This is a genomic window from Pseudorhodoplanes sp. (genome assembly GCF_035565855.1).
Classification (GTDB): domain Bacteria; phylum Pseudomonadota; class Alphaproteobacteria; order Rhizobiales; family Xanthobacteraceae; genus Pseudorhodoplanes.
On the sequence record NZ_DATMRX010000327.1, the window covers coordinates 1 to 13,804 of the forward strand.

The 13,804-nt window shown below is 62.6% G+C and carries 15 protein-coding genes; 10 read left to right on the forward strand and 5 right to left on the reverse strand.

Annotated elements, in window-relative coordinates:
* From groL to VN004_RS18660, 9 genes are all read left to right on the forward strand, one after another.
* A partial coding sequence (gene groL / locus VN004_RS18620) for a chaperonin GroEL (RefSeq protein ID WP_325613239.1) occupies nt 1-1,491 on the forward strand: 1,491 nt, incomplete at its 5' end.
* Nucleotides 1,492-1,701: 210 nt separating this feature from the next.
* Entirely contained in the window at nt 1,702-2,034 is a 333-nt protein-coding gene (locus VN004_RS18625; RefSeq protein WP_325613241.1) for a hypothetical protein, read from the forward strand.
* 51 nt (nt 2,035-2,085) lie between these two features.
* Complete coding sequence (locus VN004_RS18630; RefSeq protein ID WP_325613244.1) at nt 2,086-3,582, forward strand: AMP nucleosidase; 1,497 nt, start codon at nt 2,086-2,088, stop codon at nt 3,580-3,582.
* Between the two features lie 222 nt (nt 3,583-3,804).
* Nucleotides 3,805-5,166 carry a glutamate-1-semialdehyde 2,1-aminomutase gene (locus VN004_RS18635; protein ID WP_325613246.1) on the forward strand — a complete coding sequence of 454 codons (1,362 nt, stop codon included), beginning with the start codon at nt 3,805-3,807 and terminating at the stop codon, nt 5,164-5,166.
* Between the two features lie 141 nt (nt 5,167-5,307).
* Nucleotides 5,308-6,147 carry a DUF72 domain-containing protein gene (locus VN004_RS18640; protein WP_325613250.1) on the forward strand — a complete coding sequence of 280 codons (840 nt, stop codon included), beginning with the start codon at nt 5,308-5,310 and terminating at the stop codon, nt 6,145-6,147.
* A 42-nt stretch (nt 6,148-6,189) separates the two neighbouring features.
* Complete coding sequence (locus VN004_RS18645) at nt 6,190-6,855, forward strand: cyclic nucleotide-binding domain-containing protein (RefSeq protein ID WP_325613253.1); 666 nt, start codon at nt 6,190-6,192, stop codon at nt 6,853-6,855.
* Between the two features lie 189 nt (nt 6,856-7,044).
* Nucleotides 7,045-7,539, forward strand: coding sequence for a DUF488 domain-containing protein (locus VN004_RS18650; protein WP_325613257.1), 495 nt, complete (start codon nt 7,045-7,047; stop codon nt 7,537-7,539).
* Nucleotides 7,540-7,573: 34 nt separating this feature from the next.
* Nucleotides 7,574-8,263, forward strand: coding sequence for a Crp/Fnr family transcriptional regulator (locus tag VN004_RS18655; RefSeq protein ID WP_325613259.1), 690 nt, complete (start codon nt 7,574-7,576; stop codon nt 8,261-8,263).
* 94 nt (nt 8,264-8,357) lie between these two features.
* Nucleotides 8,358-9,125, forward strand: a complete 768-nt coding sequence (locus VN004_RS18660) for a helix-turn-helix transcriptional regulator (protein ID WP_325613262.1) — start codon at nt 8,358-8,360, stop codon at nt 9,123-9,125.
* A 46-nt stretch (nt 9,126-9,171) separates the two neighbouring features.
* Here VN004_RS18660 and VN004_RS18665 read toward each other — a convergent pair whose 3' ends face one another.
* On the reverse strand, nt 9,172-9,360 hold the full coding sequence (locus VN004_RS18665; protein WP_325613264.1) for a hypothetical protein: 189 nt from the start codon (nt 9,358-9,360) through the stop codon (nt 9,172-9,174).
* Nucleotides 9,361-9,384: 24 nt separating this feature from the next.
* Here VN004_RS18665 and bcsS point away from each other — a divergent pair, with 24 nt between their 5' ends.
* Nucleotides 9,385-9,954 carry a cellulose biosynthesis protein BcsS gene (gene bcsS / locus VN004_RS18670; RefSeq protein WP_325613266.1) on the forward strand — a complete coding sequence of 190 codons (570 nt, stop codon included), beginning with the start codon at nt 9,385-9,387 and terminating at the stop codon, nt 9,952-9,954.
* Here bcsS and VN004_RS18675 read toward each other — a convergent pair whose 3' ends face one another.
* From VN004_RS18675 to VN004_RS18690, 4 genes are read right to left on the reverse strand one after another with little or no spacing between them, the layout of a single operon-like run.
* The gene (locus VN004_RS18675) at nt 9,955-11,112 is read right to left on the reverse strand and encodes an ABC transporter permease (protein WP_325613268.1); all 1,158 of its coding nucleotides are present in this window, start codon (nt 11,110-11,112) and stop codon (nt 9,955-9,957) included.
* Complete coding sequence (locus VN004_RS18680; RefSeq protein WP_325613271.1) at nt 11,109-12,041, reverse strand: ABC transporter ATP-binding protein; 933 nt, start codon at nt 12,039-12,041, stop codon at nt 11,109-11,111. The genes VN004_RS18675 and VN004_RS18680 overlap by 4 nt, the downstream gene beginning before the upstream one ends.
* Complete coding sequence (locus VN004_RS18685) at nt 12,038-12,826, reverse strand: efflux RND transporter periplasmic adaptor subunit (protein WP_325613273.1); 789 nt, start codon at nt 12,824-12,826, stop codon at nt 12,038-12,040. The genes VN004_RS18680 and VN004_RS18685 overlap by 4 nt, the downstream gene beginning before the upstream one ends.
* Nucleotides 12,823-13,482 carry a TetR/AcrR family transcriptional regulator gene (locus tag VN004_RS18690; RefSeq protein ID WP_325613274.1) on the reverse strand — a complete coding sequence of 220 codons (660 nt, stop codon included), beginning with the start codon at nt 13,480-13,482 and terminating at the stop codon, nt 12,823-12,825. Before VN004_RS18690 ends, VN004_RS18685 begins: the two co-directional genes overlap by 4 nt.
* Between the last annotated feature and the right edge of the window lie 322 nt (nt 13,483-13,804).

The following is a 13,804-nucleotide window of genomic DNA, read 5'->3' on the forward strand; positions in this document are numbered from 1 at the left end:
ACCAAGGACGGCGTCACCGTCGCCAAGGAAATCGAACTTTCCGACAAGTTCGAGAACATGGGCGCCCAGATGGTGCGCGAAGTGGCCTCGAAGTCGGCGGACCTCGCCGGCGACGGCACCACCACCGCCACCGTGCTCGCCCAGGCGATCGTGAAGGATGGCGCCAAGTCCGTCGCCGCCGGCATGAACCCGATGGACCTCAAGCGCGGCATCGACCTCGCGGTCGAGGCTGTCGTCGAGCACCTGAAGGCCAACTCCAAGAAGGTTACCTCGAACGACGAAATCGCCCAGGTCGGCACCATCTCCGCCAATGGCGACAAGGAGATCGGTGACTACCTCGCCAAGGCGATGGCCAAGGTCGGCAATGAAGGCGTGATCACCGTCGAGGAAGCCAAGTCGCTCGAAACCGAACTCGACATCGTCGAGGGCATGCAGTTCGACCGCGGCTACATCTCCCCCTACTTCGTCACCAACGCCGACAAGATGCGCACCGAATTCGACGATGCGTATATCCTCGTCTACGAGAAGAAGCTGTCGGGCCTGCAGGAGCTGCTGCCGCTGCTCGAGGCGGTCGTGCAGACCTCCAAGCCGCTTGTCATCATCGCTGAGGAAGTCGAAGGCGAAGCGCTTGCCACTCTCGTAGTCAACAAGCTGCGTGGCGGCCTGAAGGTCGCGGCGGTGAAGGCTCCGGGCTTCGGCGATCGCCGCAAGGCCATGCTGCAGGACATCGCGATCCTGACCGGCGGCCAGGCGATCTCGGAAGATCTCGGCATCAAGCTGGAAAACGTCACGCTCAACATGCTCGGCCGCGCCAAGAAGGTGCTGATCGAGAAGGAAAACACCACGATCGTGAACGGCGCCGGCAAGAAGGCCGACATCGACGCGCGCGTGGCGCAGATCAAGGCGCAGATCGAGGAGACCACCTCGGACTATGACCGCGAGAAGCTGCAGGAGCGCCTGGCCAAGCTCGCGGGCGGCGTTGCCGTGATCCGCGTCGGCGGTGCGACCGAAGTCGAGGTGAAGGAGCGCAAGGATCGCGTCGACGATGCCATGCACGCCACCCGCGCCGCGGTCGAGGAAGGCATCCTGCCGGGCGGCGGCGTCGCCCTGCTCCGTGCCACCGAGGCCCTGAAGAAGGTCAAGACCGCGAACGACGACCAGAAGACCGGCGTCGAGATCGTGCGCAAGGCCCTGCAGGCCCCGGCCCGTCAGATCGCCACGAATGCTGGCGAAGACGGCTCGGTGATCGTCGGCAAGATCCTGGAGAAGGACCAGTATTCTTACGGCTTCGATGCCCAGGGTGCTGAATACGGCAACATGCTGTCGAAGGGCATCATCGACCCGACAAAGGTCGTGCGTGCGGCGATCCAGAACGCGGCCTCGGTTGCCGGCCTTCTGATCACCACCGAAGCCATGGTGGCCGAGCTTCCGAAGAAGCAGTCCGCGGCGCCGGCGATGCCGGGCGGCGGCATGGGCGGCATGGACTTCTAAGTCCATCGCTCATCGCGAACGAACACAAAGGGGCCGCGCGAGCGGCCCCTTTTTTTGCCTGGATCAAGACTCCCGGTCGATGATCCGGAAGCTCGGCCCCTTGTATGCGAGCGCGCGTCCGATAACCTCGTCGATTGTTTGCAGATTGCCGACCAGGGCGCGTGCAGGCGTCAACACATGCCGTCCGATGCGACCTCCAGGAACAGGATCATGACGAGAATGATGTTCAGGGCGGTGTTCGCCTTTGCCCTTTTCCTGCCAGTTGCCACGCAGGACGCGTTGGCCGACAGCAAGACACAAAGGCCAAAAGTCACCGTTCGCAAACAGGCGTGGAAAGGTTACGGCTTCCTCCCCGGCTATCGCACCGAGCGTGAACGTCAGCGTGACCGTGCGTACGAAGACCGGCGTTATATCGGCTGGGACGGCCGCACCTATTACGGCTACGGTTGGCCCGGCTTCTATGGCGGCCGGTATAATGGCGGAAGCTTCGGTCCGTGCTGGACCTCGACCCCGATCGGCATGATATGGAATTGCGGGCGGTAACGCGGCGCCCCATCCCTTGACTTGGTCCTTACGAAGGCGAAGCTCGGGCGCATGGAAGACACGGCCCCTTTCCTCTCTCCACCTCGTTTTCCTGCCGAACGCTTCACCGACGCCAGGGCCGCGGTCGCGCGCCTCGCGCGTATCTACGACCGCAACACCGCATTCCTGCGCGAAAAGTTCGAAGCCTTTGCCGCCGGTGCGCCGCTCGATGCGCGCGTGCGCGCGACCTATCCCTTCGTGCGGATCACGACGCAAACCCATGGCCGCATGGATTCGCGGCTGTCATACGGCTTCGTCGCGGGACCCGGCACGCACGAGACCAGCGTCACCCGTCCCGACCTGTTCCGCGATTACTTCACCGAGCAGATCGAATTGTTGCTCGCGAACCATCGCGTGCCGGTGGAAATCGGCGAGTCGCATGAGCCGATCCCGATCCATTTCGCCTATGCCTCTGATACGGGCCTTGCCGCTAGTCTCATCTCCGGTGGCCTCGATGTGGCCGGACGATTATTGCGCGACCGGTTCGACACGCCCGATCTTGCGACGATGGACGACTCCATCGTCGACGGCACATTGCAGCTGCCGCCCGGCGCACCGGCGCCGCTTGCCATGTTTCGCGCCGCGCGCGTGGATTATTCGCTGCACCGGCTGGTGCACTATACGGGGACCGATCCCGAGCATTTCCAGAACTTCGTGATCTTCACCAATTACCAGTTCTACGTTGATGCCTTCGTGCGGATGTGCCGCGAGCGCCTCGCGGCAGGCGATGGTCCCTACGATGCCTTCGTCGAGCCGGGCAACATCGTCACCCGTAAAGGAAGCCCACCGGCCTTGCCCACGGCCCCGCCCCTGCGGATGCCGCAAATGCCCGCCTATCACCTCGTCGCCGCGCGCAGCCGCGGCATTACCATGATCAACATCGGGACCGGCCCATCGAACGCCCGCAACATCACCGATCATGTCGCCGTCCTGCGCCCGCATGCCTGGCTGATGCTTGGACATTGCGCGGGCCTTCGCAACACGCAGAAGCTCGGCGATTACGTCCTCGCGCATGGCTACGTCCGCGACGACCATGTCCTCGATGAGGAATTGCCGTTGTGGGTCCCGATACCGCCGCTCGCCGAGATTCAAGTCGCGCTCGAACAATCGCTCGCAGAGGTCACGGGCCTTTCCGGATACGAGCTCAAAAGCATCATGCGCACGGGCACCGTGGCCAGCGTCGACAACCGGAACTGGGAACTTGGCAACCACGCTGCCGTCATTCGTCGCCTGTCGCTGTCGCGCGCCGTCGGCCTCGACATGGAATCGGCGGCCATCGCGGCGAACGGGTTCCGCTTCAGGGTTCCCTACGGCATCCTGCTCTGCGTGTCAGACAAACCGCTGCACGGCGAGATCAAACTCGCCGGCATGGCCGCGGAGTTCTATCGCCAGCGCGTCAGCCAGCATCTCGACATCGGCCTTGCGGCAATCGAAAAGCTCAAATCGCAGGAAAGCGAGCGGCTGCATTCGCGCAAGCTGCGCAGCTTTGCGGAAGTGGCCTTCCAGTAGGGCGCCTGCGCACGTTGATTGACGGAGCGTCACGTCATGCGTGTGAAACCCGTTCGGCAATCGCACGAGGTTTCGCTTCACGCCCCAAGTAAGGTTACCGAGAAAAGCATCGCCCGTTGTTAGCCATTTCTTGCTTTAATGGCGAGCTGCGACCAGCAGTCGCGTAGCTCTGACGCACAACTTGGTCGATAGGCTAAGCAGTCAGTACAAGCGGGGATCGGAATGGCCGCAAGCTCTGTTCTGCACGTTAAGAAGCCTGCCGCCCGGCTCGGCGGAACCACATTCGACAACGGTCGCAAGCTCAGTCGCCGTGCTCACGAATTGATCCCCGGCGGAGCGCATACCTACGCCAAGGGTGACGATCAATATCCGGAGCTTGCACCGGGCTTCATCGCACGGGGCAAGGGTTCCCACGTCTGGGACCTCGATGGCAACGAATACATCGAATACGGCATGGGGCTGCGCTCGGTCACGCTCGGACACGCATATCGGCCGGTGATGGAAGCCGCCATCGAGCAGATGCAATACGGCACGAACTTCGTGCGTCCCGCGCCAATCGAAGTCGAATGCGCCGAATGCTTCCTGGAGCTTGTCCCCACCGCCGAGATGGTCAAGTTCGGCAAGCACGGCTCCGACGCGCTCGATGGCGCGGTTCGCCTTGCCCGCGCCCATACCGGACGTGACCACGTCGCAATATGCAACGATCATCCATTCTTTTCGGTGTCGGACTGGTTCATCGGAGCAACGCCGATGCCCGGCGGCATTCCACAGCGCACACGCGCCTACACGCTGGGATTTCGCTACAACGACCTGCAGAGTGTCGCGGCGCTGTTCGAGAGCCATCCCGACCAAATCGCCTGCGTGGTCCTAGAACCGGCGCGGCTGGATGAACCGGAGCCGGGTTTCCTTTCGTCATTGAAGGATCTCTGTCATCGCAACGGCGCCCTGCTGGTCTTCGATGAAATGCTGACCGGCTTCCGCTGGCACAAGTCGGGCGCCCAGCACATCTACGGGGTGACGCCAGATCTATCCTGCTTCGGCAAGGCGATGGGCAATGGCTATGCGCTGTCCGCGCTCGCAGGCAAGCGCGAGATCATGCAGCTCGGCGGGTACGAGCACGACCGCGAGCGCGTCTTTCTCTTGTCCACCACTCATGGCGCCGAGACGCACGCGCTTGCGGCGGGCATCGCGACGATGAAGACCTATCGCGATCAGGATGTCGTCGGTCATCTCTACCGGCAGGGACGCAAGCTACGCGAGGGTGTCACCGCGGCGGCGCGCGATGCCGGGGTTGCGGATCAGGTGCAATGTCTCGGCCGGGATTGCGCATTGCTGTTCACCACACGTGATGCCGACGGCAACCCCAGTCAGGAATTCCGCGCCCTGTTCATGCAGGAAATGATCCGCCGCGGCGTCCTGGCACCGTCCTTCGTGATCAGCTACTCGCACACCGATGCCGATGTCGCGCACACGATCGAGGCCACGGCGGAAGCGCTCCGCATCTACCGCAAGGCGCTGGAGGGCAATGTGCGCGATTATCTCGTCGGGCGCCCGCTCAAACCGGTCTTCCGTCCATACGGTTGACGATCTTGCAGCCCGCCTAATGAGGATGTGAGCGACACGTTGGCCACCTCTCTGGATCAGGTCACGGCCGGCGCCGCTCAGACGCATTCCCCGATTGACGCATTCCCCTGCGCACGGCTCAATGACCAGGCGGAGGAGCCCATGCCATCCAGAACGGGACGCATCTTTACCGGCATCGGCGGCTGGACGTACGAACCATGGCGTGGCGAGTTCTATCCAAAGGGCCTCCCGCATGCCCAGGAATTGCGATACGCGGCAAGCCACCTCACCTCGATCGAGATCAACGGCACCTTCTACCGGACGCAAAGTCCCGCCAGCTATCGCAAATGGGCTTCGGAAGTCCCGGACGGCTTCGTGTTCTCGCTCAAGGGTCCCCGCTTCGCCGTCAACCGCAGCGTGCTGGCGGATGCCGGCGACTCGATCAAGCGCTTCCTCAATTCCGGCGTAACCGAGATGGGCGACCGTCTCGGCCCCCTGCTCTGGCAATTCGCCCCGACCAAAAAATATGACGCGGCGGATTTCGGACGTTTCCTGGAACTGCTTCCGGAGGATTTCGATGGCCGCAAGCTGCGCCATGTCGTCGAGGTCCGTCACGACAGCTTCTGCGTCCCCGACTTCGTGAAGCTGGTCCGACGCTTTGGGATCGCGGTGTGCTTTTCCGAGCACGCCACCTATCCGGCAATCGCCGATGTCACGTCGGATTTCGTCTATGCCCGCCTGCAGAAGGGAGAAGACCGCATCAAAACCGGCTATTCCGCCGCGGCGCTCGATGCATGGGCGGGCCGGGTCAAGCAATGGGCGGCGGGCGGCGTGCCCGACGATCTGCCGCTGATCGACGCCGTTACCCGCCCGAAAAAGCAGCCGCGCGACGTCTTCGTGTACTTCATTCATGAAGGCAAGGTGCGGGCCCCGGCTGCGGCAATGGCGCTGATCGAACGCATACGGGCGGGAGTTGATCCCAGGTCCGCGGAACGGCGATAGTGCGTCCGGAGCCGGCGCGAGCCAGCCGGCCTGGAGCACGCTATGGAAATTCCCCTGATTGCCCAAGCCGCGGCGACCGCAGGCATCGTTCTCACGGTGGTGCAATACTGGATGAAGACCATGATCCCGCTCAGGGTCGTGGGCATCGTCACCAATGTGCTGTTTCTGGTCTATGCGGGAATAGCCGGCATCTGGCCGACGATCGTGCTCAACTGCATCGTCCTGCCCCTCAACCTGTATCGCGTGCACGAGATGCGGCAGCTCATCCGCCGCACCCAGCGCGCGTCGCGGTCCGATCTCGACATGACCTGGCTGCAGCCGTTCATGACGCGCCGCAAAACCAAGAAGGGCCAGGTGATCTTCCGCAAGGGCGATATCGCCGAGGCGATGTATCTCGTGGTCACTGGCCGCTACGAGTTGCAGGAAATCGGTATCACGCTCGAGCCGGGCGCCGTGGTCGGTGAGCTTGGATTACTGTCGCCGGAGGGCGTGCGAACCGCGACCCTTATCTCGCTCGATGACGGTGAAGTGCTGTCGCTCGCTTACGAGAAATTCGAGGAGCTCTATTATCAGAATCCCGAATTCGGGCTTGGTTTCCTCAAACTGACCAGCAAGCGCCTGTTCGAAAACATCGCGCGCCTGGAAGCCGAACTGGCCACGCGTCCGCCGCGTATCGTGCCGCAACCGTCACCAATGACCAGGCATTAGAGAAGGCAAGCGAAAAGCCACGAAATGAAGCAGGTGCGCTTACATCCGGCGTCACCCACAACATCCGTGGCCTGGAAGCTATGGAGCTTTAGGGCTCAACATCGCTCTGTCGCCATATGGGACGCCATGAGGCTAACTTCAAGGGCGTCCCATTGCTGCTTTGTCATCTGAAGCCCATGGGAGGTTCACATGGCCACGCCGAATATCTTCACCATCGGCTATGAGCAATCGCATCCGGATGCCGTGCTGGCGGCCATGAAGGATGCTCGGGTCCAGGTTCTGGCCGATGTCCGCGCCGTCGCCGCCTCCCGCAAGCCCGGTTTCTCCAAACGCGCATTGTCTGCTGCCATCGATGAAGCCGGCATGGGCTATTTGCACCTGCAAAAGCTCGGCACCCCGGCCGAAGGTCGCGCTGCGGTGCGCGCCGGTCGCGTGGAGGCGATGTGGCGCATCTACGACAAGCATCTGCAGACCCATGACGCGATCGAGGAGATGGACGCCCTGATAGCGCTGGTCCAGTCCGGAAAGCGGGTCTGCCTCCTCTGCTTTGAGCGCGATCCGTCGCATTGCCACCGCAGCCGAATTGCGCAAATCGTGCATAAGCGAACCGGAGCCAAGGTGGTCGATCTGATGCCCGAGCCTTGGCTTACGCCGCCTCACAAGAGATCAAAAAAGGCGCATTGAACAGCGTTCGCAACACGAGGGGGGGAAGCGAATAATGTTTGGATTTTTATCCACTGAGATGGCGGCGGTTGGGCTTACCGAGTGGCTCGGCTATGCGGCTGCCGCATTGGTTTTCGCCACCTTTTCCGTGAAAACGATGGTCCCGCTGCGGGTCATCGCGATCGCGAGCAATGTGCTTTTTCTCCTCTATGGCTATCTGCATCCCGCCTACCCCGTTCTGATCCTGCATGCGACGCTGCTGCCGCTGAACATTTTTCGGCTTCACCAGATGCTTTCGCTGGTTCGCGAAACCAAAGAGTCCCACGAGGACGATCTGGACATGAACTGGATCAGGCCGTTCACGACCACCGGTGTGATGACTCCGGGCCAAGTGCTGTTCCGCAAGGGCGATCCGGCGAACGCGATCATCTTCGTGATGTCGGGCAGCCTGCGCATTCCGGAGCTCGGCATCACCATCCCGCCCGGCGAAGTGATCGGCGAACTCGGCATGCTGTCGCCCGACCGTGTCCGCACGCAATCGGCGGTCTGTGTCGACGGCGGCCAGATCCTGACCATTACTTACGATCAGGTCCGTCAGCTGTTCTTCCAGAATCCGAAATTCGGCTATTACTTCATGCAGTTAAGCGCGCGACGCTTGTTCGAGAACATGAAGCGGATGCAGGCGGAAATCGAGACCCTGCGCGGTCACAGCGCGGCCGATGGCCTGAGCCCGGCCGAGCCGTGATCGATCGGAAGCCCCCTCTTTCCAGTCCCCTATCTTGCCCGCAGGCGACATTTTAGCCGAATATCATCGCGAACAGGCCAAAGCCGGTACCGCGATGCGCCCTGAATATCGAAACAATCGCGATGACGCCCCGCGCGCCGTGGCGGCGATGGCGAAAACCTTTCCGGACGGGGATCGCATCCCCCTGCATCTCCACAAACGCGGGCAGCTCATTCACGCGATCCGCGGCACCATGAAAGTGGAAACGGCGGACGCCGCCTGGATCGTGCCGCCCGCGCTCGCGCTTTGGATGCCGCCGGCCTTTCCGCATTGCATGGCGATGCGCGGCGAACTGGCGATGCGCACGATCTATATCGACCCCGCTGCCTGCCGGGACCTGCCGCATGGCCCGCTTCTCGTTGAGGTCAGCGGACTGATGCGCGAACTGATCCTCGCCGCGCTTGAGGAGCCGCTCGATTATGACGAGGCCGGCCGCGGCGGCATGATCGCAAAGCTCATCCTCGCCGAACTTGCGCAAATGCAGGAACGCAGGATGCATGTGCCGATGCCTCGCGATCCTCGCGCGGCACGGGTTGCGCGTGCTCTGCTCGAAAAGCCGGATGCGCCGGGCGATCTCGACGAATGGGCCATGCGGGCCGGCGCCAGCCGGCGTACGCTGGCCCGGCTCTTCCGCAGCGAGACCGGCTTCAGTTTCAGCGAATGGCGCACGCGGCTGCGCGCGATCGATGGCCTTGCCCGGCTCTCTTCGGGTGAACCCGTCGGCACAGCCGCTTCCAAGGTCGGCTACGCGAGCCCCAGCGCCTTTTCCGCGATGGTGCGCCGCAACTTCGGCGAACCGCCGCGCCGCATCCTGCCGCGGTAAAATTGATTGCAACCTGGAATTGCCGCCCGTAGCATTCACGCGGGCCTTAGGGGTGCACCCGCAGGTCCGCGTCAGTTGCGAGTTGCTTTCCATGTCCGGCGTAAGGGGACTTGCCGCGCAGCTCGGCGCTGTCGCGGCCGTTGCTTTCTTGTGCGGAGTGGATGCGCGAGCCGACGGCTTCGCGCGCAGCGATGATACTTTCCTTTTTTTCAGCGGGACCGATCTTTGGCGTCACGGCAGCTTTTCGTATGGCGGCACCTTGTGGTCGCCGGCCGGGCTCGACAATGGCGGCTTCACCTTCAAGACTCTGATCGGGTCAGGCGCCTACCAATACAGATCAGGCGCACTCGATGACGCTCAGGTCAATAGCGTGCAGTTCACCGGCTTCTTTCTGCCGGGTTGGCGCTTCGTGCACGGCAAGACCTTCGTGACCGTATTCGGCGGGGTTGATCTGCAGCATCACAGCCAGGCGCCCTATGACCCCGGCAGCGACCTCAACGGTAGCCATGTGGGCTTTCGCGGCGCCATCGAATTCTGGCACGAGCCGACCTCGACAACGATGATCGCGGCAGATGCAACGGTGAGCACGATCGGACCGAGCTATGCAGCGCGCGCGGCCTTCGGCTGGCGTATTGCCGATCTCTTTTATCTCGGCCCGGAAATCGGGGGATTTGCGAGCCGCGACACCTACCATCAGTTCCGCGCCGGCCTGCACGTCACCGGCTTTCGCTTTGCCTGGGTCGAATGGGCAGCGGCGGCGGGATGGGCCATGGACAGCGACGATCGGAACGGCTTTTACGCCCGGCTCGGGCTGCATGTCCGGCGTTAGCTAATCAAGCGTCCGCCGGAATCGCAGCACCGCGATCGTCATTGCAATCAGCATCAGGACGAACAGAGCTATCGCATCGTAACGCAGGTCCTCGATGCTCGCGCCCTTCAGCATGATCGCGCGCACGATCCGGATGTAATGGGTGAGCGGGAGCGCTTCGCCGATCCATTGCGCCCAGGCCGGCATACCGGCGAACGGAAACATGAATCCGGACAACAGGATGTTCGGCAGGAAGAACATCATCGACATCTGCATCGCCTGCAATTGGTTCTGGGCGATCGTCGAGAAGGTGTAGCCGATCGACAGATTGGCGGCGATGAATAACGTCGACAGCCAAGCCAGCAACATCAGGCTGCCATGGATCGGCACATGGAACAGGAACACGCCGGTACCGATGATCAGCGTCGCCTGAATAAAACCGACAAAGACGTAAGGAATGATCTTGCCGAGCATGATTTCAAGCGGCGTGATCGGCATCGCCAGCAGCGCTTCCATCGTGCCGCGTTCGATCTCGCGCGTGACCGACAATGCGGTGAAGATCAGCATGGTCATGGTCAGGATCGTGCCGACGAGGCCGGGTACGATATTCAGTGCGGTCTCAGCCGCCGGGTTGTAGCGGGCATGGGTGCGAAATTCGAACAGCGGTCGTCCGACGTCCGGCAGACCACGGTCGTTCTGCAGCGCGGTCCGCACCAATTGCCCGAGCGCCCCGAGCGCGGAGCCCGAGGCCACCGGATCGGTGGCATCCGCGGCGACCAGTAATGAGGGACGCTCGCCGCGCCTTATCGCTCGTTCGAAGCCGCGTGGAATCTCGACACCGAACAACACCACGCCCGACGCCAGCAGCCGGTCGAATTCGGCTTCGTCCTCAACCTGATGCGTCACCTTGAAATAGCGGGTGTTCTGCAGCGCCTTGAGGACCGAGCGGCCAAGATCGCTGTGTTCCTGCAACAGCACCGCGGTCGGCAAATCGCGCGGCGTCGTGTTGATGGCGTAGCCGAACAGCACCAGCTGCATCAGCGGGATCATCACGATCATCGCGAACGACACGCGGTCGCGGCGAAGCTGGATGAATTCCTTGATCAGCATTGCCCGGGTCCGGAGCCAGAACGCGCTCCAGCGGCGGGGCCTGGCGACGGGCGTCTCGACCGCGCTCATTGGAAATTGTCCCGCGCCCGGCTCATCAGGTCGATGAACACGTCCTCCAGACTTGGCTCGGAATGCTTCCAGGTCAGGTCCGGCCGCTCGCGATAGGGCCGGATCGCGGCTTCCAGTGCAGCAGCGTCCCGGCCCGAAACATGCAGGCTGTTGCCGAATGGCGCGACCATGTCGATCCCCGGCTTGTTCTGCAGATCATGCAGAAGCACGTTCACGTCGGGGCCGCTGACATCATAGGTCTTGAGGCCCGCCTGCCGGATGACCTCCTCGACCGTGCCATGCGTCAGCAATTCGCCATAGGCGATATACGCGATTTCGTGGCAGCGCTCGGCTTCGTCCATGTAATGCGTCGAAACCAGCACGGTCAGGCCTTCGGCGGCGAGTGTGTGGATCTCATCCCAGAACTCGCGGCGCGCCTTGGGATCGACGCCGGCGGTGGGCTCGTCGAGCAACAGAAGCTGGGGCGAGGGCAAGGTGCAAGCGCCGAGCGCGAGGCGCTGCTTCCAGCCGCCGGACAATTCGCCGGCGAGCTGCTCCTCGCGGCCCTTCAGGCCGAGCCGCGCGATCATGTCGCGCGCCGCTTTCACCGGATCTTTCATGAGATGCAGGCGCGCGACGAATTCCAGATTCTCGCGGACCGACAGGTCCTGATACAGGCTAAAGCGCTGCGTCATGTAGCCGACATGCAGCTTGATCTCGTCGGCCTGGGTGCGGATGTTATAACCCAGACACGTGCCCTCCCCTTTGTCGGGCGTGAGAAGGCCGGTAATCATGCGGATCGTCGTGGTCTTGCCGGAGCCGTTCGGGCCGAGAAAGCCGTAGATCGTCCCCTTCTTCACCTGCATCGACAGATCGCGCACCACGACCCGGCTGCCGAATGATTTGGTCAGCCCATGCACGTCGATGGCGATGTCCGATTTCGCATTCATTGAACATGCGCCCGCGGCGCGACCGTAACATCGACCGGCTGACCGACGCGCAGCGCCTTCGGATCGTTCGGCAATGCTTCGATGAGATAGAGAAGCTTGTGGCGCTCCTGCTGCGAATAGATCACCGGCGGCGTATATTCGGCATATTGCGAGATGAAGCTGATCTTGCCGGTCATGCCGCCCGGGCAGCCGTCGCAGGTGAAAGTGATCGGATCGTCGATCGCAAGCTTGGCCAGCATCGGTTCGGGCACATAGAAGCGTACCTTCACATTGTCCGGCGGCAGGATCGAAATGATCGGCCGGCTGGCCGGCACGGTTTCGCCGGCACGGTAGTAGACCTGCTGCACCAGACCATCGACGGGGCTGATGCCGCGCCGGCGCGCGAGGCGGGTCTGCGCGGCGTCGAGCCGAGCCTGCGCTTCGCGATACAGAGCCTGCGCCACATCGTAGTCCTTCTGCGTGCCGGATTTGCTTTGCAGAAGCTGCTGCGCACGATCGAATGCCTGTTTGGTATTGGCGAGGGTCGCCTGCGCGACACCGAGATCGGCCTGCTGGAGATCACTGTCCAGAACGAAGAGCAATTGTCCTTTCTTCACCGCATCGCCCTGCCGCACCAGCATCTGTTCGATGCGCCCCTGCTCGTCGGGGCTGACGAAGATGAAGTCCCCTTCGATCCAGCCCTGCAGAACATTGTCATTGCCGTTCGTGCAGGCCGACAGCAACGCGCAGGCGGCCAGCAAGCACGGCCGCAGAAATCGCAGTGCGCTTGCCAGCGAAGCGATCATGACACGCTCCCGCGGTCCAACAGAATATCGATATGGGCTTTGAGCATCGCCCGCGCATCGAGCGGCTGCAGCGCGCCGAACACGCTGTTCCAGACGATCGCGACCAGCAGCGGCGCGGCGAGCAATTGCGGAAATTCGACCAGCGCCTTGTGGCGCAATTCGCCGCGATTGAGGGCCCGCAGGAGGACGACGCGCAGCCCGGCGAAGACCTTGCTCAGCACTTCACGGTGATAGAATTCCGCGATCGCCGGAAAGCGCGTTCCCTCGGTAAGCACGAGCCGAACGATGTCCTTGCGGCGCGTCTCAAGAACCTCCCGCACCATCAGATCCACCAGCCGTTCCACAAGGACCGGAAACGGCACCGCAACATCGGCGAGGTTTTCCAGCCGTCCGATGACCGGCGCCAGCATCGAGCGCACCAGTTCCTGGAACAGCGTCTCCTTGTCGGCGAAGTAGAGATAAATCGTGCCCTTGGCGACGCCGGCGCGCCTTGCGATGTCGTCGAGCCGCGCGGCGGCAAAACCCTGCGAGGAGAACTCGTCGAGTGCAGCGTCGAGAATGGCCTTGCGGCGCTGCGCAATTCGGATCTCGCGGGCCCCGCGCGGCTTTGTCGACGCGCCGTGCCTCGCCGCTCCCTCGGATCGGGATAGCGGCACTGCAGGCGGTTCGACTCGGCTTTGGTGGGGCTTCTGGCTCATGGCTTTATTATTTTGACTGACCAGTCAGTCATAATTGTTTCCTGGCACGGGCACAAGGGGCGGTCAGGGAGAAAGCCTGGCCTCGTCTGAAGTGCGCTAACGCGCGGCCCAATCTCAACGAAATCAGTACCTTATGACGAGACAAGCGAACGCCCGCGCTCGAACACGAGCCCCGGCGGCGCGCCTACAAGGCGAGCCCGGATCACCAGCTATATCGCGCTCAGCCGCGCTCCAGTTCAGCCTTCACGGCGTCGAGCGCCTCCGGCGTATCGACGTCGGT

Bases quoted from the DNA above. Each gene is read 5' to 3' on its own strand.
- VN004_RS18635 (WP_325613246.1), top strand. From the start codon at position 3,805: ATGGCCGCAAGCTCTGTTCTGCACGTTAAGAAGCCTGCCGCCCGGCTC.
- VN004_RS18685 (WP_325613273.1), bottom strand. From the start codon at position 12,826: ATGATCGCTTCGCTGGCAAGCGCACTGCGATTTCTGCGGCCGTGCTTG.
- VN004_RS18675 (WP_325613268.1), bottom strand. From the start codon at position 11,112: ATGAGCGCGGTCGAGACGCCCGTCGCCAGGCCCCGCCGCTGGAGCGCG.
- VN004_RS18680 (WP_325613271.1), bottom strand. From the start codon at position 12,041: ATGAATGCGAAATCGGACATCGCCATCGACGTGCATGGGCTGACCAAA.
- VN004_RS18660 (WP_325613262.1), top strand. From the start codon at position 8,358: ATGCGCCCTGAATATCGAAACAATCGCGATGACGCCCCGCGCGCCGTG.
- VN004_RS18645 (WP_325613253.1), top strand. From the start codon at position 6,190: ATGGAAATTCCCCTGATTGCCCAAGCCGCGGCGACCGCAGGCATCGTT.
- VN004_RS18625 (WP_325613241.1), top strand. From the start codon at position 1,702: ATGACGAGAATGATGTTCAGGGCGGTGTTCGCCTTTGCCCTTTTCCTG.
- VN004_RS18630 (WP_325613244.1), top strand. From the start codon at position 2,086: ATGGAAGACACGGCCCCTTTCCTCTCTCCACCTCGTTTTCCTGCCGAA.
- VN004_RS18655 (WP_325613259.1), top strand. From the start codon at position 7,574: ATGTTTGGATTTTTATCCACTGAGATGGCGGCGGTTGGGCTTACCGAG.
- VN004_RS18640 (WP_325613250.1), top strand. From the start codon at position 5,308: ATGCCATCCAGAACGGGACGCATCTTTACCGGCATCGGCGGCTGGACG.
- VN004_RS18650 (WP_325613257.1), top strand. From the start codon at position 7,045: ATGGCCACGCCGAATATCTTCACCATCGGCTATGAGCAATCGCATCCG.